The 20,418-nt window shown below is 72.0% G+C and carries 19 protein-coding genes; 13 read left to right on the forward strand and 6 right to left on the reverse strand.

What is annotated here, in order from left to right; genetic code table 11:
• Entirely contained in the window at positions 1–1,533 is a 1,533-nt protein-coding gene (locus ACFWYW_RS54550; protein WP_379624880.1) for an ABC transporter substrate-binding protein, read from the reverse strand.
• 10 nt (positions 1,534–1,543) lie between these two features.
• Positions 1,544–2,407: a serine hydrolase gene (locus ACFWYW_RS54555; RefSeq protein WP_379624882.1), complete on the reverse strand. Its 864-nt coding sequence runs from the start codon at positions 2,405–2,407 to the stop codon at positions 1,544–1,546.
• An 82-nt stretch (positions 2,408–2,489) separates the two neighbouring features.
• On the opposite strand from ACFWYW_RS54555, the gene ACFWYW_RS54560 reads away from it, so the two are divergent.
• The 4 genes from ACFWYW_RS54560 (at position 2,490) to ppk2 (ending at position 6,587) form a co-directional block, all read left to right on the forward strand.
• Positions 2,490–3,530, forward strand: coding sequence for a LacI family DNA-binding transcriptional regulator (locus tag ACFWYW_RS54560; RefSeq protein WP_379624884.1), 1,041 nt, complete (start codon positions 2,490–2,492; stop codon positions 3,528–3,530).
• 88 nt (positions 3,531–3,618) lie between these two features.
• A complete protein-coding gene (locus ACFWYW_RS54565; RefSeq protein ID WP_379624886.1) occupies positions 3,619–5,037 on the forward strand; it encodes an LCP family protein in 1,419 nt (472 codons plus the stop codon).
• A 49-nt stretch (positions 5,038–5,086) separates the two neighbouring features.
• Entirely contained in the window at positions 5,087–5,566 is a 480-nt protein-coding gene (locus tag ACFWYW_RS54570; protein WP_379624888.1) for a hypothetical protein, read from the forward strand.
• Positions 5,567–5,633: 67 nt separating this feature from the next.
• A complete protein-coding gene (ppk2, locus tag ACFWYW_RS54575; protein ID WP_379624890.1) occupies positions 5,634–6,587 on the forward strand; it encodes a polyphosphate kinase 2 in 954 nt (317 codons plus the stop codon).
• A gap of 6 nt (positions 6,588–6,593) precedes the next feature.
• Here ppk2 and ACFWYW_RS54580 read toward each other — a convergent pair whose 3' ends face one another.
• Positions 6,594–7,628, reverse strand: coding sequence for a dipeptidase (locus tag ACFWYW_RS54580; protein ID WP_379624892.1), 1,035 nt, complete (start codon positions 7,626–7,628; stop codon positions 6,594–6,596).
• 171 nt (positions 7,629–7,799) lie between these two features.
• Here ACFWYW_RS54580 and ACFWYW_RS54585 point away from each other — a divergent pair, with 171 nt between their 5' ends.
• Genes ACFWYW_RS54585 through ACFWYW_RS54595 form a run of 3 tightly spaced genes read left to right on the forward strand, consistent with a single transcriptional unit; the run spans position 7,800 to position 11,170 of the window.
• Positions 7,800–9,329, forward strand: a complete 1,530-nt coding sequence (locus ACFWYW_RS54585) for a gamma-glutamyltransferase (protein WP_379624894.1) — start codon at positions 7,800–7,802, stop codon at positions 9,327–9,329.
• Between the two features lie 16 nt (positions 9,330–9,345).
• Positions 9,346–10,017, forward strand: a complete 672-nt coding sequence (locus ACFWYW_RS54590; protein ID WP_379624896.1) for a pyridoxamine 5'-phosphate oxidase family protein — start codon at positions 9,346–9,348, stop codon at positions 10,015–10,017.
• A complete protein-coding gene (locus tag ACFWYW_RS54595; protein WP_379624898.1) occupies positions 10,007–11,170 on the forward strand; it encodes a dipeptidase in 1,164 nt (387 codons plus the stop codon). Before ACFWYW_RS54590 ends, ACFWYW_RS54595 begins: the two co-directional genes overlap by 11 nt.
• On the opposite strand, the gene ACFWYW_RS54600 is transcribed toward ACFWYW_RS54595, so the two are convergent.
• Positions 11,160–12,023, reverse strand: a complete 864-nt coding sequence (locus tag ACFWYW_RS54600; protein ID WP_379624900.1) for a proline racemase family protein — start codon at positions 12,021–12,023, stop codon at positions 11,160–11,162. The two genes, ACFWYW_RS54595 and ACFWYW_RS54600, sit on opposite strands and share 11 nt — an antisense overlap.
• A 220-nt stretch (positions 12,024–12,243) precedes the next feature.
• Between ACFWYW_RS54600 and ACFWYW_RS54605 the strand changes: the two genes are divergently transcribed.
• From ACFWYW_RS54605 to ACFWYW_RS54630, 6 genes are all read left to right on the forward strand, one after another.
• Positions 12,244–13,473 carry a PucR family transcriptional regulator gene (locus ACFWYW_RS54605; RefSeq protein ID WP_379624902.1) on the forward strand — a complete coding sequence of 410 codons (1,230 nt, stop codon included), beginning with the start codon at positions 12,244–12,246 and terminating at the stop codon, positions 13,471–13,473.
• 130 nt (positions 13,474–13,603) lie between these two features.
• Positions 13,604–15,187: an ABC transporter substrate-binding protein gene (locus tag ACFWYW_RS54610; RefSeq protein ID WP_379624904.1), complete on the forward strand. Its 1,584-nt coding sequence runs from the start codon at positions 13,604–13,606 to the stop codon at positions 15,185–15,187.
• Positions 15,184–16,134, forward strand: a complete 951-nt coding sequence (locus ACFWYW_RS54615) for an ABC transporter permease (RefSeq protein ID WP_379624906.1) — start codon at positions 15,184–15,186, stop codon at positions 16,132–16,134. Before ACFWYW_RS54610 ends, ACFWYW_RS54615 begins: the two co-directional genes overlap by 4 nt.
• Positions 16,134–17,966, forward strand: a complete 1,833-nt coding sequence (locus tag ACFWYW_RS54620; RefSeq protein WP_379624908.1) for a dipeptide/oligopeptide/nickel ABC transporter permease/ATP-binding protein — start codon at positions 16,134–16,136, stop codon at positions 17,964–17,966. The genes ACFWYW_RS54615 and ACFWYW_RS54620 overlap by 1 nt, the downstream gene beginning before the upstream one ends.
• Positions 17,959–18,684: an ABC transporter ATP-binding protein gene (locus ACFWYW_RS54625; protein WP_379624910.1), complete on the forward strand. Its 726-nt coding sequence runs from the start codon at positions 17,959–17,961 to the stop codon at positions 18,682–18,684. Before ACFWYW_RS54620 ends, ACFWYW_RS54625 begins: the two co-directional genes overlap by 8 nt.
• A 95-nt stretch (positions 18,685–18,779) precedes the next feature.
• Positions 18,780–19,154, forward strand: coding sequence for a thiol-disulfide oxidoreductase DCC family protein (locus ACFWYW_RS54630; protein WP_379624912.1), 375 nt, complete (start codon positions 18,780–18,782; stop codon positions 19,152–19,154).
• On the opposite strand, the gene ACFWYW_RS54635 is transcribed toward ACFWYW_RS54630, so the two are convergent.
• Positions 19,059–19,958, reverse strand: coding sequence for an HTTM domain-containing protein (locus ACFWYW_RS54635; protein WP_379624914.1), 900 nt, complete (start codon positions 19,956–19,958; stop codon positions 19,059–19,061). The genes ACFWYW_RS54630 and ACFWYW_RS54635 overlap by 96 nt on opposite strands.
• Positions 19,943–20,356, reverse strand: coding sequence for a hypothetical protein (locus ACFWYW_RS54640; protein ID WP_379624916.1), 414 nt, complete (start codon positions 20,354–20,356; stop codon positions 19,943–19,945). The genes ACFWYW_RS54635 and ACFWYW_RS54640 overlap by 16 nt, the downstream gene beginning before the upstream one ends.
• Between the last annotated feature and the right edge of the window lie 62 nt (positions 20,357–20,418).

Here is a 20,418-nt window from a genome sequence, read left to right on the forward strand (position 1 = left end):
TCAGCCCATGCCGACGACGCGGATGTCGTCGTATCCGGTCAGCAGCCGCTCGAAGTCGCGCACCTTGTCGTTGGTGGCGAAGTACAGCTTGCGATTGCAGATGGGGACGTTGTAGGCGTGCTCGGACGCCAGCTTGACGATCTCCCGGTAGCCGCTCTCCCGCTCGGAGGGCTCGGTCGCGCTCCGCGCCCGCTCGGCGAGCTCCTCGATGCGCGCGACGCTCAGGTCGCCCGGGTTGTTGAGCCCGCCCTTCAGGTAGTCCTGCTGGGTGATGAGGCCGGGGTCGGGCGCCGCGGCGCCGATCTGGCTGAGCAGGGCGTCGGCCTCGCCGCGGTTCTGGTAGAGGTCGATGGACTGGTCGGCGCTCATCGGCCGCAGCTTCATGTCGACGCCGACCTGCTTGAACTGATCCTGTACGGCCTCGCCCACCTGCACGTACGCGGTGTTGTTCCACACCAGCGCGGTGAAGGAGAAACCGCCGGCCAGGCCCGCCTCGGCCAGCAGCTTCCTGGCCTTGTCCGGGTCGTAGGGGTAGGCGCCGTCGAGCGTCGCCTCGTGCGCCCAGTGGCCGGCGGGGGCGGGCTGCACGGTGGGCAGGCAGGAGTTCAGCAGGAGCTTCTCGGAGATGGTGCGCCGGTCGACGGCGTGGTTGAGCGCCTGCCGTACGCGGGGGTCGGCGAACTTGGAGCGGGCGGTGTTGATGTTGATCTGGTAGACGAGCCCGGTCAGGAACTCGTTCACCTTCAGCCCGGACTCGCGGGCGGTGTCCACCTGTTCCGGGCGGATGAGCGTGGCGTCGTACTGGCCGGAGCGCACGCCGTTCAGCCGGGTGTCGTCCTCGTTGACGAACGACATCTCCAGGCCCTTCATGCGCTGGGCCTTGGGGTCGTGGTAGCCGGTGAACGGCTGGTAGACCACGCGGTCGTCGCGCCGGTAGGAGGTGACCCGGTAGGGGCCCGAGCCCACCGGGGCCCGGTCCAGGTCCGGCTTGTCGAAGGCCGCGGGGCTGATGAGCGCGCCGCCGCGATGGGCGAGGGCGTTCAGCAGGGCGCTCTCGGCGCCGGTGAAGGAGACGACCACCTTGCCGTCCGCGACCTCGACAGCGGTGATCATCTTGAGCAGCGCCTTGGCCGTGGAGCCCTGGGCGTTCCTGGCGCGCTCCAGGTTCGCCCGCACGGCCTCGGCGTCCAGGGCGCTCCCGTCGTGGAAGCGGGCTCCGGAGCGGAGCGTGAAGGTCGTCTTCTTGCCCTCGCGGCTCCAGGACTCGGCCACCATGGGGCCGATCCGGCCGTCGGGGCCAACCGTGACCAGGCGGTCGTAGATCGGGAAGAGGTAGAGCTCGTCCCAGGCGGTGGAGGCCTTGTGCGGGTCGAGGGTCGAGGGGAAGGCGGTGTAGGCGAAGCGCAGGACCCCGCCGCCGCCCGCGGCGGAGCGGGCGGGTTCCCCGCCGCCGCGCGCACATCCCGCGCCAAGGGCGCAGGCGGTGAGCACGGCCAGGGAGGCCGCTGCGACGCGGCCGGTCAGACGTGACATCTGAGCCTCCTTACGGATGCAACTCCTCCCAGCACGCACGGCTGAGATTGGCAATGTGGCCCCGTGCCCCCGCGACTCCCGGCAGCCCGCCGGGCAGGATCGCGGGTACCTCGTCGGTGTAGACCGCCAGGACGTAGCGGGGCTCCCCGCCCGCGAAGAAGACACCGGCGTCGCTGACGTCCCGCCAGCCGGCGCCGCTTTTGTGCGCGACCGGCGTGCCGTACGGCAGCAGCGCCGGCAGCGCGTCCCTGAACTGCTGGCGGCGCAGCACGTCGAGCGCGAACGCGCACAGGCCGGGCGGGCACCCGAGGCGCTCGGCGGCCGCCTCCTCCCCGGCGGCACCGCGCGCGATGAGCTCCAGCAGGCGTGCCTGGTCGTCCGGCGTCGTCGCGTTCGTCGCCTCCACCGGATGGTCGGGCGCGAGCGGGGGGATCAGCGCGTGCCGGTGGCGGGTGGCGGTGAGCCCGGCCGTCTCGCACCATTCGTTGACCGCGTCGAGCCCGATCCGGTCCAGGACGTGCGCGGTGGACAGGTTGTCGCTGAGGATGATCATGAGGGTGATCGTGTCGCGCAGCGACAGGGACAGCCCGGTGTCCAGGTGTTGCAGGAGGCCGGTGAACACGCGGTCGCGGTAGCGCCCGTCGATGGTGACGCGGTCCTCCAGGTCCAGCTCGCCCCGGTGGACCGCGCGCAGGACCGTCATCATGACCGCGACCTTGCGGGTGCTGGCCGCGGGGAACGGCCGGGACCCGTGCCGTGAGGCGGCCCCCGCCTCCTCGCCCCGGCCGAGGCCGATGAGCGACCAGCCCGTGACGAAGTCCTGAGCCTCGCACAGCTCGTCGAGACGCCTGGCCGCTCGTTCCAACTGATGCATGACGGGGACTCTAGGCCAAATCGATTTGGCATCACAAGGGTCGATGACAAATCGATTTGGCAGAAGGGCTTAAGGTGGCCCCATGAAGACCTCAAGGGCGCGCCCGAGGATCCGTGACGTCGCCGAGGCGGCCGGTGTGTCGGAGACGACGGTTTCCCACGTGCTCAACAACAAGGGAAGGGTCGACGCCGCGACGCGGGCCAGGGTGGCGGAGGTGGCCGAGCGGCTCGGTTACCGGCCCAACAGCAACGCCAAGAGCCTGCGCTCCGGGCGCACCGACACGATCGCCCTGCTGCTGCCGGTCGGCGTGGACACCACCAACAGCCACCACATCCTCGCCGTGGACTTCTACCTCTCCCTCACCATGAACTGTGTGGAGGCCGCCTTCGACCGCGACCAGGCCCTGCTGCAACTGCCCCCGCTGCGCAAGCTCGGCGACCTGCGCAGGTTCAGCATCGACGGCGGGATCGTCGTGGACCCCGTGCCGCAAGATCCGCGGGTCGCCATGTTCCACCAGCTCAACGTGCCGGTGGTCACCATCGGCAGGGACATCGCCCGCCCCGGGGATCCGTGGTGGGTGGCGGCCGACAGCGCGGCCAGCACCACGGCGGTGCTCGACCATCTCGCCGCCGCCGGGGCCGAGCGCGTCGCGATGCTCTCCGTCGACATCGAGTGGTCGTGGTTCACCGACGCCGAGCGCGCCTACGCCGAGTGGTCGCGGACGCGCGGGCGCGACCCGCTGCTCGTGCTCGCCAAGCCCGACAAGCTCCCCGGCAGCGCGGCCGAGGCCGCGAACGCGCTGCTCGACCTGCGGCCCGACGCGGTCTACGCGCCGCCGCAATGGCTGGCGACCGGGCTGCTGCGCGCGGCGCGCGAACGCGGCGTACGCGTGCCCGGCGACCTGCTCGTCTCGGTCGGTGTCGACAGCCACCTCGCCCGCACCAGCGAACCGCCGCTGACCGCCGTCGACCTCGACCCCGCCCGCACCGCCAGGGAGGCCGTCGACCTGCTCGTCCGCCGGATCGAGGACGGCGAGCCCGCCGGTCCCCGCCTCATCCCGGCCGGCCTGCGCCCCCGCGCCTCCACCCTCGGGCGGGAAGGAGCCGGAACCGTCGTCTCGTGAGGGGTGAAACCCCTGCTAGCTTATTTGCCCACATATGTACGTTTGTCGGGAAAGCCGAGGCGGCGTGGGCAAGTCGAGCGTTCTGTCAGTGATCGGCTGGACGCTGCTGTCCGTTCTCGTGCCGGGTGCCGCGCATCTGCGCGCCGGCAGGCGGCGCACCGGAATCGTGATCCTCGTGGTCTACGCCCTGGTGCTGGCGACGCTGACGACGGTCGTCCTGGTCAACGGCAAGCAGCTCGCCGGACTGGTGGCGGACCCGTCGATGCTGACCGGCCTGATCGCCGGCTGCGTGGTCGCGGGACTGGCCTGGTCGGCCGTGGTGGTCGCCTCGTACGTGGCGATGCGGCCGGGCAGCCTGCCGCGCCGGGCGCAGGCCGCCACCGGGGCGGTCGCCGGGGTGCTGGCCGTGGCGGTGGCGGTGCCGTTCACCTTCGTGGCGGCGACCGCGCGCACCTCCAACGAGGCGATCGGCGAGGTGTTCAAGGAGACCGCCACCAAGCCGATCGACCCCAAGGACCCCTTCGACGGGCGCCGGCGCCTCAACATCGCCCTGCTCGGCGGTGACGGCGCCGCCTCCCGGCAGGGCGTGGGCATCAGGACCGACAGCATCAACGTCGTCAGCATCGATGTGAAGACCGGGAACTCGGTCCTGTTCGCGCTGCCCAGGGAGATGGAGAACGCCCCGTTCCCGCCGGGAAGCGCCATGGCCAAGCGGTTCCCGCCGCCCAAGAACTTCTGGCTGCCCCCCGGTCAGGGCCGGGGCAGCGCCGACCTGCTCAACGGCGTGTGGGCGTACGCCGACACCCACCCCGAGGTCGCCGGCCACGCGCGCACCCGCGCCGGAGACGCGCTCAAGGGCGCGCTCGGCCAGATCCTCGGCATCAAGGTCGACTACTACATGATGGTCAACATGTGGGGCGTGGCCCGGCTGATCGACGCGCTGGGCGGCGTCACCATCAACGTCGAGCGCGACATCTGCTACGGCGTCGGCCGCAGCGACGGCGGCGTGGTCAAGGCCGGCACCCACAAGCTCAACGGCGAGCAGGCCCTCTGGTACGGCAGGGCCCGCGACCACCCCGGCAGCACCTGCGCCGGAGGCGACAACAGCACCCGGATGAAGCGCCAGCAGTGCGTCATGAACGCGATGCTCAGCCAGCTCCAGCCGGCCAACGTGCTGCTGAAGTTCAACGCGCTGGCCCGCGCCGCCAAGAGCACGTTCGTCACCGACATCCCCCGCGACCTGCTGGGCGAGCTCGTCCCGCTGGCCGACCGGGTCAAGTCGGGGCGGGTCTCGACGATGAACTTCGTGCCTCCCGCCTACAACCCGGCCTACCCGGACTTCCCGCGCATCCGCCGGGCCGTACGGACCGCCACCACCGGCGCGACCACGCCCCGGCCCACACCGTCGTCCACGGGCACGTCCACGCCGTCGCCCTCGGCGGGTGTCACCAAGAAGCCCAAGCCGACCGGCGGGGTGTCCAGGCTTGGCTCCACCTGCGCGGCCTGACCCTCGGGAGGGGGTCATTTTGTCGCCGCGCCCGGCTACTCTCCGGGTTGTGGATGCTGTCGAACCGCTCCAGATGCCGCCGATGGTTCTGTACCAGGGCAAGACTCCCGCGTTCCTGCTCGCCTGGCGACGCGGCGCCGGCCACTGGGAGGCCCGCCTGGCCGTCCCGCAGTCGCAGGTCGACGTGCGCGGCGAGCCGGTGCACGGGCTCAACTACCGCTGGGCGCCGGCCGCGGAGCTGAACAACCTGCCCCGCGTCGACTACTCGGCCGTGCCGCGCCCCGGTCCCGGCGAGGCGGAGCCGCGGCCGTTGCGGATGCCGCCGATGGTGCTGGTCAAGGGCGGCGACCCGGCCTTCCTGCTGGCCTGGCGGCGCGGGACGGACCACTGGGAGGGCTTCCTGGCGGTGCCGCCCGGCGCCGGAGCCCAGGGTGAGGGCGTCGTCCACGTGCGCGTGGGCGCCGGGGCCATCACCAAGCTGCCGGAGGTCGACTACAGCGAGGTGCCCGCCCCGCCCCGGGAGGCCTGAGCGGTGTTTGCCCAACGTTCGCCTGGTTCGCCGGAAGGTCTTGGGCGTACGCGGGTACCTGGGTGACATGGGAAACACTGAGGCCGGAGAAGGGGTCGTCGATCCGCAGGCCGCCGCCGAGGACAGCCACCTGCTGGAGATCACCCCCGGGCTGAGCGTGGACAGCTCCGACGACGACGACCCGGTCCTGATCCGCCCCGACGGCCAGGCGGTGTCCACCTGGCGCGAGCACTATCCGTACGCCGAACGGATGGACCGCGCGCGCTACGACCACGACAAGCGGCTGCTGCAGATCGAGCTGCTCAAGCTCCAGTACTGGATCAAGCACACCGGCGGCCGGCTGGTGATCCTGTTCGAGGGGCGTGACGCCGCGGGCAAGGGCGGCACGATCAAGAGGTTCACCGAGCACCTCAACCCGCGCGGCGCCACGGTCGTCGCCCTGGAGAAACCCAGCGAGCGCGAGCGGACCCAGTGGTACTTCCAGCGCTACGTCGCCCACCTGCCGTCCGCGGGGGAGATCGTGCTGTTCGACCGCTCCTGGTACAACCGCGCCGGGGTGGAGCGGGTGATGGGTTTCTGCACGGATGAGCAGTACCTCGAGTTCGTCGAGCAGGCGCCGCTGTTCGAGCGGATGCTGGTCGAGTCGGGCATTCACCTGGTCAAGCTGTGGTTCTCGGTCTCGCGCGCCGAGCAGCGCACCCGGTTCATCATCCGGCAGGTCGACCCGGTCCGGCAGTGGAAGCTGTCGCCCATGGACCTGGAGTCGCTGGACCGGTGGAACGAGTACACGGCCGCCAAAGAGGACATGTTCCTGCACACCGACACCGAGATCGCCCCCTGGACGGTGATCAAGAGCAACGACAAGAAGCGCGCCAGGACCGAGGCGATGCGCCACGTCCTGAGCCTGTTCGGCTACGAGGACAAGGACGAGAGCGTGGTCAAGACCCCCGACCCGCGCATCGTGATCTCCGCGGCCGACATCGTCGACGAGGACCACACCGGCATGAACGGCTCCCGCTGACCCCGATCAGAGCGGGCGGCCCATCACCTCGCGCAGGACCCGCATGACGTTCCCGCCGAGGATCTTCCTGATGTCGGCCTCGGCGAAGCCCCGGCGCACCATCGTCTCGGTGAGCTTGGGCAGGTCGGCGGGGCGTTCGATCTCGGCGGGGGTGAAGCCGTCCCCGATGCCGGGCGTCTGCGCCGGCCAGCCGCCGAAGACCTGCCGGAAGTAGTCCTCGATGAAGTCGGGGCCGAGGCCGACGTGGTCGGCGCCGGCCACGTTCACCAGGTGTTCGATGTGGTCGACGACCCGCTCGGCGCTGGAGTCGGCGGGGTCGATGAACATGGGGATCGCCGCCGCGACGCTGATGACGCCGCCGCGTCCGGCGATGGCCCGCAGCTGGGAGTCGCCGAGGTTGCGATGGATCTTGGTGATCTCCAGGCAGGCGGAGTGGGTGGCCAGGAACGGGCGCGTGAGCACGTCCAGCACCTCGTCCACGCCGTTGGCGCCGAGGTGGCTGATGTCGAAGACGACGCCGAGCCGTTCCATCTCGCGCAGCACGTCGATGCCCTGCGGGGTCAGTCTGCTGCCGGAGCTGTCGTCGAGACCGCTGCCGTCGGCCAGGAAGGTGCGGCCGTAGTGGGCCAGGGAGACGACGCGTACCCCGGTCCTGGCCAGGGCGTTGATCAGGCGCGGGTCCTGGCCGATGGCGTGCGCGCCCTCCAGCGCGATGATCAGCGCGATCCTGCCCGCGGCCACCGCCGCGTCGACGTCGGCGCCGGTCAGGCAGACGGCGACCTCGTCGCGGTGCTCCTCGGCGAGTTCGTGGATGCGCTCGATCAGCAACAGGGTACGGCGCAGCGCCCCCTCCGACTGGAACTGCTCCTCGATGCAGATGGGCAGCACCTGGACGTTCACCCCGCCGGCCCGCAACTGGGGCAGCCAGTATTCGGCGAAGTGATCCCGGTCGCCGCGCCGGTCGTGGTGGTCGACGAGGAGGATCAGGTCGTTGTGCGTGTCGGCGACGGTGGCGTGCCGGTGCAGGGCCATGGCGTCCATGCGGGGAATCTCCTCGGCCGGTGGGATTTCGACCGAGGCTACGCCGGCGCCCGCCGGGGGCGTCATCGGCAGGTGTAGCAGATCGCGGGCCGTATTTCCGACCACCGTCCATCGGAACCGCACCGGCGCCGAATCAGACTCGGACAGCACCGAGCTTGAGGAGGAGACCAGATGAGTGGGGTTCCGGCGCGTCCCGCGCTACCCGATCCGGAGCACATCTCCGCCACGGGCCGCCACGGGATGATCTCGACGTCGCATCCGGCGGCGACGCGGGCGGGCGTGGCGGCGCTGCGAAGGGGCGGCAGCGCCGTCGACGCCTACCTGGCGGCGGCGGCCGTGCAGACGGTGGTCGAGCCCACGATGACGACGCTTGCGGGCACGATGTTCATCTCGGTCTACGACCCGGCCGACGGCCGCAGCCGCTTCCTCGGCCATCTGGGCACGATCCCGGCGGCCGAGGACGGCGACCTGGACGAGGCGGCCCGCCTGTCGGGCCGCACCGTGGTGGCACCCGGATGGCCCCGCGCCGCGCACGAGGCGTGGTCGCGCTGGGGCCGGCTGCCGTGGGCGGAGCTGTTCGGCGAGGCGCGGGTGGCGGCGCGCGAGGGGTTCGTGGCCGACGAGCTCCTGTGGGGATGGGCCTTCGAGTTCCGGCGGGCGGCGGGCCGCTTCGAGGCCGGGCGCGACATCTGGTTCCCGGGCGGCCGGCTCTTCCGGGTGGGCGAGGTACTGCGTCAGCCCGCGCTGGGCCGTACCATCGAGCAGCTCGCCGAGCAGGGGCCCGGCTACATCTACGAGGGCGAGTTCGCCAGGAGGTACGTGGAGACGGCCAGAAGGGCCGGCGGCCGGATCACGCTCGACGACATGGCCGCGAGCACGGTCACCGAGGGCGACCTGACGCCGCTGCCCGTGGCCGGCGGGCTGGAGCTCCACACCAGCGGCCCGCTGTACGCCCTCCTGCTCAGCCTGTCGGAGCTGGCCGGAACCGACGACCTGTACACGCGGATGCGCATCGTCGAGGAGGCCTGGCACCACGGCCTGGCCGACGTCTCGGCGGGCTACCGCGTACGCGAGCCCGGCGACATGGCCGCAGCGGTCTCACCCGAGACGGCGGAACGGCTGCTGCCCCAGGTGCTCAAGGGAGAGCCGAGGCCGTTCGAGGCCATGAACCTGGGCACCAACGCCATCGTCGCCGTCGACGAGCGCGGCATGATCGCGCACGGCACCCATTCGGCGACCTCGACCCCGTTCGGCGCCGGGCTGACGGTGGACGGGGTGATCGTGCCGCGCCCGATGTTCATGTGCGCGGACCCGGTGGTGCCGATCCCGGACGGCTGGTCGACGTCCCTGCTGGCCCTGCGCGACGGGCGGCCGGTGTACGCGGCGGCCTCGCCCAGCATCTCCGCGCTGCAGAACGTCTTCCAGAACGCGGCGAACGTGCTGCGGCACGGCATGTCGCCGAAGGAGTCGGTGCTGCGGCCGATGTTCGGCGCGTCGATGTACCCGAGCAGGCGGCCGATGGTGGAGGCCACGATCGGCGAGGACGTCATCGCCGAGGTGGAACGGCGGGGGCTCGGCGTCACCCGCGTCTCGCCGTGGGAGGTGGAGATGGGCAGCTGCCAGGCCGTCGCCATCGACGAGGACGGCACCTTGCACGGCGTCGCCGACCCGCGCCGGCTCGGCAGCGCGGCAGGTCACTGATGGGAAAGGAAGGCCCGTGACGAGTAACGACGAGGTTCCAGGACCGGCGAGCCCGAGGGTACGGGTCCGGCGCAAGGCGGATCGGGGATCGTACGATCCGGAGCTGGTGCGGCGGATCCTCGACGAGGCGCTGATGTGCCGGGTCGCCTTCGCCGACGGCGGGCAGCCGTACGTGCTGCCGACCCTGCACACGCGCGTCGGCGACCTGCTCTACTTCCACGGCTCCCAGCGCAACCGGATGCTGGAGCGCATGCTGGGCGAGCCCATCTGCGTCGAGGCGACCGTGGTCGACTCGCTGGTGCTGGGCCGCTCGGTGATGGAGAACTCCATGAACTACCGCTCCGTGGTGGTGCTCGGCGCCGCCCACGAGGTGCTGGAGCGGCAGGAGAAGCTGGAGGCGATGCACGCGCTGGTGGAGCGGATCGCGCCGGGCCGCATCCCGGAGCTGCGCCCGCTGACCGACGCCGAGCTGAACAGCACCCGTGTGCTGGCGGTGCCGCTGACGGAGTGCTCGGCCAAGGTGCGCACCGGCCCGCCGATGGACCGGGCCGGCGACTACGACCTGGACGTGTGGGCGGGCGAGGTGCTCCTGCGGGTGTCCGCGACCACACTGGTGCCCGACCCGCGGCTGAAGGCGGGCATCGAACCCCAGCCGGCTTTGGTGGAGTGGAGGCGTGATGGGCTCTGAGGAACGCGTGTACGGCCGCTTCGACTTCGGCCTGACACCGGAACAGGAGGAGCGGGCACGGCGGCTGCACCACGACGGCGTCGTCATCGACCTGCTCTACCAGGGCCCCTGCTCACCCGACGTGTGGACCGCCGAGCTCGTCGCCGAACTGGACGCGCTCGGCTCCGACGACCTGTTCACGGTCGCCTTCTTCCTGCAGAAGAAGGCGCTGGCCGGTCAGTTCCCGAGGTACAAGGAGCTGATGGACGCCTCCGGGGTCACCGCCCCGGCCACCGGCGGTTACGTGCTCCGTGACAAGGCGTCGATCCTGGACGCCGCGCACCTGGCCGCCCGCGCGCTGGAGGCCTTCCCGTGGATGCGCCGCGCCCGTACGGCGGGCGACATCCGGGCCGCGCACGCCGCCGGCGGCCAGGCGATCTGGGGCCTGGTCCAGACGAACATGCTCGCCCCCGGCGACCTCGACCTCATCGACATCGCCCACGACCTGGGCGTGCTCAACACCGTCGACTGCGCCTACAACAGCATGAACTTCATCGGGGCGGGCTGCACCGAGCGCTACGACCCCGGGCTGAGCCACTTCGGGCTGCGGTTCGTGCGCCGCTGCGACGACGTCGGCGTGATCGTCGACACCGCGCACTCGGGCCGCCAGACCACCCTCGACGCCTGCGCCGCCTCCCGCAAGCCGGTCATCGCCACCCACACCTCCGCCGCCGCCGTCTTCGCCCACGACCGCGCCAAGAGCGATGACGAGCTGCGCGCGATCGCCGGGACGGGCGGGGTGATCGGCGTCTACGTCGTGCCGTTCTTCCTGGCCGCGCCGGACGACCCGAATCCGACCATCGAGCTGTTCCTCGACCACGTCGACCACATCAGCGACCTCGTCGGCTGGGAGCACGTGGCCATCGGCACGGACTGGCCGCTGGCGCTGCCCTCTCACGTGATGGAGGCGGCCTTCGCCGGAAAGCAGGCCGACTTCGGGTTCCGGCCCGAGCACGGCATCGACAAGGTGACCAGGACGCTGGACGGCTTCCGCGACTACCGCGACCTGGTCAACCTCACCCGCGGCCTGGTCTCGCGCGGCTACGACGACGACCAGGTCCGCGGCATCATCGGGGAGAACTTCCTGCGCGTGTTCGAGGCGGTCAACGGCTGAGGTCCACCCGGCCGCGCAGCAGGATGCTCCAGCCGGAGGCCCGGTCCAGCCGGGCCTCGAAGGCGCTGCCGTACGGGCTGAAGTGGCGCAGTGTCTCGTTCTCGGCCAGCTCGCCGTCGGCGAGCGCGAGGACGAGACGGGCGCAGGTGCCGGTCCCGCACGGTCCGACGTTGACGATCCGCTCGCCCCAGACGACCGCGCTGCGGGTGGCGCCGTCCACGACGGGCTCGGTCAGCAGCAGCAGGCCGGGCCGCTCGCCGGTCCGCGCGGCCAGCTCCGCGCCCGCCTCGTGCAGGAACGCGTCGCCGGGACCCGCCAGCTCGTCCGGGCGGTCCAGGTCCAGGCCCGCCGCGGCGGCGGGCAGCGCGAGGAAGGAGTTGCCCGCGACGCTCACCGCCCGCACCGTGTACGGCCGCCCGCCCACCTCGACCACGTACGTGCCCGGCGGCCGCGCCGCCGCCGGCATGCGCAGCGTCATCGTGCCGTCACCCCGGTCGGTGGCGCGGATCAGCCCGCCCGCGGTGTCGAAGACGACCGTGGCCCCGTCGCCGGGGGAGCGCACCGCACCGGCGAACATCGACGCCTCGCCGCACCCGCCGAGCGGCCCGTCGGCCGCCACGAACAGCAGCCCGTCGTCGGCGTCGGGACGCGGCGGGCGGGTCACCACCGCCACGATCGCGCCCGGATCGCCCGCCATCGCGGTGAAGAACTGCGCCCGCACCTCCTCCAGAGCCGGGCCGAGCGCCGCCCCGACCCCGGCCATCGAGTCGGCCCCGTGGGCGATCGAGGTGAGGTCGGCGCAGGCGACGGGCTGACCGGATGTCGAACCGCTGGCCAGGAACCTGTGAGTCATGCCGCCCATCGTCGGCTCGCGCGGGCCCGCCGCTCGACGGACGGACGCAGGAAAGAGCGGGGCCCGGTTGCGACGGGCGGCGGTTGCTTGGACAGCCGTCGAAAGCGGGTCACGCGGGCTTCGTCCGGGCGCGGAGGAAGCCGGGGCCCGGCGCGCGTATCGTGCGGAAATGAGCGTACTTCCAGCGGGCAGTGGTGTTTCGGGTTATAGGCTCACCGCTGTGACCAGCGAGTTGCAGCGTCTCGTGGACGGCCTGGGCCGGCGGCTGCAGCGCAACGTCACGGTCGACGACCGGCGGCTGCGGCAACTGGCCTTCTCCTCGCACGAGTACGGCGAGATCGACCGGCTGCGCGAGCAGTCCATCTTCCGGCGCGACGTCCCGGACGGGGCGCTGGAGTGGACGTTCGGCGCCGGCGCCCGCTCAGCGCCGGGGCCCTTCCGCCCGCCGGTGGCGCCCGAGATCGGCGCCACGATCCAGCGCCTGTGCGTGCCGATCCGGCAGGAGGGAGCGCTCCTGGGGTTCATCTGGGTCCTGGAAGGCGACGACCCGCTGTCGGAGGAGGCACTCGGGAGCGTCCTGGCCACGCTCGACACGATCGCCATCGTCATCCAGCGCGACCAGCTCGCCCAGGAGCTGTACCGGAGCCGGGCCAGGGAACTCGTACGCGACCTGGTTGTGGGCGACGACGCCCGGCTGCGCGAGCACGCCGCCGAAGAGCTGATCGACGCCGACCTCTTCGTGGCCGCCGAGCCCGTCGTGGCCATCGTCGTCACCGTCCACGCCGGCGAGCAGGCGCTGACCGACATCGAGCGCTCCACGCTGGAGGGCTGGCTCGAACGCGTCAGCGGCCGCCTGTCCGACCGCCGCCACATCAGCCTGGTCCGCCGCGACCACGGCCTGCTCCTGCTGTCGGACAAGGACCCGCTGGTCAGCGGTGACGCCAAACGCCACCTCGCGCAAGAGCTCCTGGACCACCTCGACCGCGACCTGTCGGGCGCCGACGTGGCCGCCGGCATCGGCGAGCCCGTGAGCGAGCTGTCGGCCTTCTTCCAGTCCTACGGCCAGGCCCGGCGGGCCGCCCGGGTCACCCGCCTGGTGGAGGGGTTCGGCCGGGTCGCCGGCTTCGACCGGCTGGGCGTCTACGGCCTGCTGGTCCGCATCCCGCTCGACGAGCTCACTCCCCAGGCCCTCCCGCCGGGCCTGCGCCGCCTGCTGGACGCCGGAGCCAAGGGCGAGCAGCTCGCCGACACCCTCGAAGCCTTCCTCGACCACGCGGGCGACGTGCAGGCCGCCGCCGAGCAGCTGTACGTGCACCGCACCACGCTCTACTACCGGCTGCAGCGGATCGAGGAGTACACCGGCGCGCACCTGGCCGACGGCGAGGACCGCCTGGCACTCCACCTCGGCCTGAAGATCGCCCGCCTGATGGGCCTGCGCCACCACCTCTGACAGTTCCGACAATCTGCCGAAGCGCCGGGTTCATTCTTGCGACTGCTGTCGTTAGGACGGCGGCCTCCGCTGTATGAAACTGAGCCGCAACCAGCTCAGACCGGGGGACGCCGGCCGATTGGAACCACCCATGCGCAAACCGCTCACCCTCCTTGTCTCCATCGCCCTGGCCACCGGTTGCGCCGGCGCGTCGCCGCCGGGCGGCGGCGGGCTCCCCTTGGCCAAGGACGGCACCTTCACCTTCGCCATCCCCGCCGACCAGGGCATCCTCGACCCCTACCGCAACCTGCTCCCGCTCGGCGAGATGGGCAGCCTGGCCTACGACCCGCTCGTCAACGTCACCCCCGAGGGCAAGGTCGTCTCCGGGCTGGCCACGTCCTGGAAGGCCGACGCCGAGACCGCCACCTTCACCCTCAGGAAGGGCATCACCTGCTCCGACGGATCCCCGCTCACCCCGAGCACCGTCGCGCGCGTCTTCGGCTTCCTCAAGGACCCGAAGAACCAGTCGCCCATGTACGGCCTGCTGGTGCCGACCACACCCTTCGAGGTCAGCGCCGACGACGCCGCGGGCACGGTGAAGGTGACGATGAAGAAGCCCTTCGCCCTCCTGGTCGAGACGCTGGGCCGCGTCCCCATCGTCTGCGACAAGGGCCTGGACAACCCCGAACTTCTGGGGACGACCTCGGCCGGCAGCGGCCCCTACGTCCTCACCAAGGTCGTCCGCGGCGACCACTACATCTTCACCCGCCGCGACGGCTACACCTGGGGCCCGGACGGCGCCGCAGGCAACGCCCCCGGCAGCCCGGCCACGATCGTGGTCAAGGTCGTGCCGAACGAGACCACCCGCGCCAACCTGCTGCTGTCCGGCGAGATCAACATGGCCGGCGTCGGCGGCCCGGACCGCGACCGTCTCCAGGCCCGCAAGCTGGAACGTTACGACGTGTCGACCATCCTCGGCGAGCTCTGGTACAACCAGCGCGACGGCCGCCCCGGCGCCGACCCGCTCGTCCGCCAGGCGCTCACCGCCGCCCTCGACCTCGACGAGCTGACCAGGGTCTCCACCACCGGCACCGGCAGACGGGCGGGCAGCCTGGTCGCCAACCTCGCCCAGCCGTGCGCCGCCGACTCCGCGACCGGCCACCTGCCCGCCGCCGACCCCGTACGGGCCGCCGCCCTGCTCGACCAGGCCGGATGGGCCAAGGGCGCCGACGGCACCCGCGCCAAGAACGGCAGGAAGCTCCTCATGGACCTGCACTACAGCCCCAGCGAGGGCGAGGGCAGCGTGGCCGCCACCGAACTCGTGGCCAAACGCTGGCAGGCGGCCGGCGTCACCGTGAAGCTCACCGCCGACGACCCGGCCGCGCTGTCCAGGACCATGTTCGAGACCGGCGACTTCGACGCCTACTGGGCCGGGTTCAAGTTCGACCTGCCCACCCACATCCTGCCGTGGGCCTCCGGCGAGGTCCCGCCCAAGGGCCAGAACTTCGCCGGCATCGACAACCCCGACTTCGTCAGGCTGGCCGCCGAGGCCGCCGCCACCCCCGGCGCCGCGGGCTGCAAGCTCTGGAACGAGGCCGAGCGGGCCCTGTTCAAGGCGGCCGACGTCGTCCCGATCTCCATCGCCCAGCAGCCCTACTACTTCCACAAGGCCAAGGCCGCGACGGAGGGCTGGCTGCAGCAGCCGATCCCGACCAGCATCAGGGTGCTGCGGTGAGGAGCCCCTGGGTGGCCTTCGCGCTGCGCAGGACACGCCGGTTCGCCGTCTCGCTCTGGGTCCTCGTCACCGCCGCGTTCCTCATGATCCACCTCATTCCCGGCGACCCGGTGCGCGGCGCGCTCGGGCTGACCGCGCCGGTCGAGCTCATCCGCGAACGCCGCGCCGCCCTCGGCCTGGACGACCCGCTCTGGACGCAGTACCTCGACTTCCTGCGCGGCCTGGTCACCGGCGACCTCGGCACGTCGATGGTGAGCAACATGCCCGTGGCCCAGACCATCGGCGAGCGGCTGCCCGAGACCGTCAAGCTCGCGCTGCCCGCGTTCGCCCTGGTGCTCGCCACGGCCATCCCCATCGGGCTGGTCATGGCCGTCCTCACCAGGGGCGGGCGGCGCCGGGCCGGGGAACTGGCCTTCACCTCCGGCAGCGTCTTCCTGGCCGCCATCCCCGAGTTTCTGCTGGCCGTGGGGCTCGTCTACGCCTTCGCCGTACAGCTGCCGTGGTTTCCCGTGGCCGGGCGGGACGGGCTCATCTCCTACGTCCTGCCCGTACTGGCCCTCGCGATCGCGCCCGCGGCCATCCTGTCCAGGATCGTGCGGGTCGAGCTGCTGTCGGTCCTGGGCGACGACTACATCCGTACGGCCCGCGCCAAGCGCCTGACCGCCCGCCTGGTCTACCTCCGGCACGCATTGCCGAACGCGCTCACCGCCACCCTCACCGTCGCCGGCCTCACGCTGACCGGGATGGTCGTCGGCACCGTGCTCGTGGAGAACGTCTTCGCCTGGCCGGGGATGGGCTCCACGATCGTCGAGTCGATCCTGCAGAAGGACTACCCGATGGTCCAGGGCGTCGTCCTCGTCTACGGGGCCGGCGTGCTGCTGGTGAACCTGCTGGTCGACGTGCTCCTCGCGGTGCTCGACCCCCGATCCGCGATCAAGGAGGGCTGATGGCCCGCAAATGGCTCGCCGCCGCCCGCACCCCGATCGGGGCCTGCTCCGCCGTCCTGCTGGTCCTCGTCGGCGCGCTCGCCGTACTCGCGCCCGTCCTCTGGGGCGAGGCCGCGGAGCTCACCGACACCAACGCCATCCAACAGGGCCCCTCCGCGGCCCACCTGCTGGGCACCGACTCCCTGGGCCGCGACCTGTTCCTGCGCGTCGTCGTCGCCACCCGGCTGTCGGTCTCGCTCGCGCTCGCCTCCACCGCCATCGGCCTGGTCGCCGGCGTCATCCTGGGCCTGGCGCCGTCGGTGCTGCCCCGGCGGGCCGGACGCCTGGTCACCGCCGCCGTCGACATCGCCGTCGCCTTCCCCGCCCTCCTGCTCGCCCTGTTCCTCGCCGTCATCTTCGGGGTCGGCGTCAAGGGCGCCGTGCTCGCCATCGGCCTGGCCGGCGCCCCGGCCTTCGCCCGCCTCACCCAGACCCTCGCCGCCTCCGTCTCCGGCCGCGACTTCGTCTCGGCCGCCAAAGTGGCCGGAGTCGGCAGGATCCGGCTGATGACCCGGCACATCCTGCCGAACATCGGCGAACCCCTCGTCGTCAACGCCACCATCGGCGCCGGCGCCGCCCTGCTCGCCTTCGCCGGGCTCTCCTTCCTCGGCATCGGCGTGCAGGCGCCCGGCTACGACTGGGGCCGGCTGCTCGTCGAAGGACTCGACCGCATCTACACCAACCCCGCCGCCGCCCTGGCGCCCGGGATCGCCGTCGTCGTCATCGGGCTGGCGTTCAACCTCTTCGGCGAGACGGCCGCCGCCGTGATCGGCATCCGCGTGCCCAGGACCCGGGTGCGGGAACGGCCGCCGCCCGCCCCGGCGACCACCGCCCGCGGCGAGGACGAACTGCTCGTGGCCGACAACCTCGAGGTCGCCTTCCCCGGCGTCACCCCCGTCCGCGGCGTCAGCTTCACCATCGCCCCCGGCGAGGCGGTCGGCATCGTGGGGGAGTCGGGCTCCGGCAAGAGCCTGACCGCGCTGGCCGTCTCCCACCTGATCGAGGCGCCCGGCGAAGTGCGGGCGGACCGCCTCGACTTCCTCGGCGTCCCCCTGCTGTCGGCCCGCCCGGGGGAGTTGCGTACGCTCCTCGGACCCTCGCTGTCCATGGTCTTCCAGGACCCGATGACCTCCTTCAACCCGGCCCAGCGGATCGGCCGCCAGCTCGCCGAGGTGGCCGAGGCCCACCAGGGGCTGTCACGGCGGGCCGCCATGGAACGCGCCGTCGACCGGCTGCGCGCCGTCCACGTGGGGGAGCCGGAACGCCGCGCCCGCCAGTACCCGCACGAGTTCTCCGGCGGGATGCGGCAGCGCGCGATGATCGGCATGGGGCTGATGGCACGCCCGCGCCTGGTCGTGGCCGACGAACCCACCACCGCGCTGGACGTCAGGGTCCAGCGCGAGGTGCTCCGCCTGCTGTCGCGCATCCGGGCGGACGGCGCCGCCGTCCTGCTGATCAGCCACGACATCTCCGTGGTCAGGAAGACCTGCTCGCGGCTGCTGGTCATGTACGCGGGACGCGTGGTCGAGGACCTGCCCGTCACCGCCACCCCGCGCCACCCCTACACCCGGGCCCTGCTCGCCACCGTCCCCGACCTGGACACCGACCTGGACCGGCCGCTGGCGACCATCCCCGGCCGCCCGCCCGGCCCGCACGAGGTCCCGCCGGGCTGCGCCTTCGCCCCGCGCTGCGCCCTCGCCGCCGAGCGGTGCGTCCGCGAGGATCCCGCCCTGGCGCAGACGGCGCCCGGCCACCTCCTCGCCTGCTGGAACCCGGAGCCGCCCCATGAGTGACCTGCTCTTCGACGACGTGACCGTCCACTTCGGCGCCGCCCGCGCCGTGCACGGGGTCACGCTCGCGGTGCCGTCCGGCACGACCGTCGGCCTCGTCGGCGAGTCCGGCTCCGGCAAGTCCACCCTCGCCCGCGCCGCCGTGGGCCTGTCGCCGATCACCTCCGGCCGCGTCCTCCTGGACGGCGCCGACGTGACGGCCGCCCGCAGGCGCCCGCTGCAGATGGTCTTCCAGGACCCCTACTCCGCGCTCAACCCCCGGATGACCGTCGGCGAGTCCATCGCCGAGCCCATGCCACGCGAGACCTACAAGGGCGCCGCGGCCAGGCGCGCCGCCGTCGCCGACCTGCTCGCGCGGGTCAGCCTCGACCCCGGCCGCGCGTCCATGCTGCCCGGCCAGCTCTCGGGCGGCCAGCGCCAGCGCGTGGCGCTGGCCCGCGCCCTCGCCGGCCGCCCCAAGGTCGTCATCGCCGACGAGATCACCTCGGCCCTGGACGTCTCGGTGCAGGGCGCGATCCTCAACACGATCAGGGACCTGCGCCAGGAGCTGAAGCTCACGATGCTGTTCATCTCCCACAACCTGGCCGTCGTCCGGTACGTCAGCGACCACATCGCCGTCATGTACCAGGGCGCCATCGTGGAGTCCGGCCCCACCGACCAGATCATCACCGCCCCCGCCCACCCCTACACCCAGGACCTCCTCGACGCCGCCCGCCTGTGACGTGACCCACCCGGCCCGCCATCACCACCGCCCCCGCCTGTGACGCGCCCGGTCCCCGTGACCCACCCGGTCCGGTACGGGGCTAGGTTGGATCCATGACAGCCGTGCTCGTCTACGACGGAGACTGCGGGTTCTGCACGACGTGCGTGCGCTTCATCGAGCGGCGCATGCGCGTCCGGGCGCGGATCACCGCCTGGCAGGCGGCCGACCTGGCCGCCCTCGGCGTCACGGAGCGGCGGGCCCGCTACGAGCTGCTGTGGGTGTCCGGCACCGGCGTGTACGGCGGCGCCCAGGCCGTGGCCAAGCTCCTCCTCCACGCGGGCCTGCCCTGGAGCCCGCTCGGCGCGATCCTGCGGCTGCCGCCGATCCGCTGGCTAGCCCACGGCGTCTACCGCCTTGTCGCCGGCAACCGGCACCGGCTGCCCGGCGGCACCGCGGCGTGCGCGCTGGAAGATCCGCTCAAGAGGTAGGAACGCGGCCAGGCAGATCACGTGCGGCAGGAAGTGGATCGTGATGGCCGCCCAGGTGAAGAAGTGGAAGGCGAGAAAGAACGCCACCCCGGCGTACAGCGCCCTGCCGCGCAGGAACAGCAGGATCGGCGAGGCCGTCTCGGCCAGCAGCACCACCCACTGTCCGATGAGCAGCGCGCCGGGGATGCCCGCCACGAAGTGCCCGAAGAACGTCCCCCGCCGGGTGACCGCCCACTGGAAGGTGGCGCCGTTGGGCCACTCCCACCCGCCGTGCCGGATCTTCGCGTAGGCGGACAGGAAGTAGGTGGCCACGACGGCGATCTGCACGCACCGCAACGCCCACCCCGCCGCCTGCCCGCTCCGCGCCGCCCCGGCCATACCCGCCCCGGCCGTACCTGCCCCGGCGGTACGTCCCACGGTGGGCAGGACGAACAGTGTGACGATCAGGGCCAGGTGGTCGTGGTCGACCTTGCCGTACGACATCGCGAGCACGGCCCAGTAGGTGTAGCCGAGCGCGACGACGTACCCCGCCGCCCTCGGCAGCCGGCCGGCGGCGGCGATGAGCGCGCCGAGCACGACGAGCGCGAACAGCGTGTACACCAGCGCCGTACTGGCCCCGGGCAGGTGGAGCAGGCGTGCCACCAGGACCGGCCGGTAGATGGACGAGCCGTGCGCGTGCCCCCACACCCCGCCGGTGAACAGCATCATGTCCACCGGCAGGAACAGGTAGACGATGACCCCCAGGACACGGACCCGCCGCAGCGGCTCCTGCGGGAACCACCACCTTGTCAGCGGACCTGCCATGTCACCCTCTCCACGTGGTGCGTCGACGCCGGGCGCCGGTCCTTCAACGTGATGACCTTGGTGATCACGTAGATCTTGGTCAGCCGCGGGTCATCCGGGCGGATCCTGGCGTGGTTGCCGGCCAGTTCCTGCAGCAGCGACGGATCGGCGACGTAGCGCCCGAGCTGGCCTTCGAGCTCGGCGCGGCGGATGCCGACGTAGTACGGCTCGATCGGGATCTCCACGCGCGTGCCCGCGGCGGTGTCGGCCTCCATGATCAGCGATCTGATCTCGCCGTCGGGCGGGATGCTGAACGCGTACTGCACCATAGGCCCGAAAGGGAAAAGGTCGTCGTCACCGGCGACCGTGCCATAACCGAGCGCCACGAGCACGGCAGTAGCCGCGACCAGGCGCCACATTCTTCTCCCCCGGGTAAGAATTGCCCCCATGCGCCCAGGAAACTATCAGGATCAATCACCGA

The organism is Nonomuraea sp. NPDC059023 (assembly GCF_042740095.1).
GTDB lineage: Bacteria > Actinomycetota > Actinomycetes > Streptosporangiales > Streptosporangiaceae > Nonomuraea.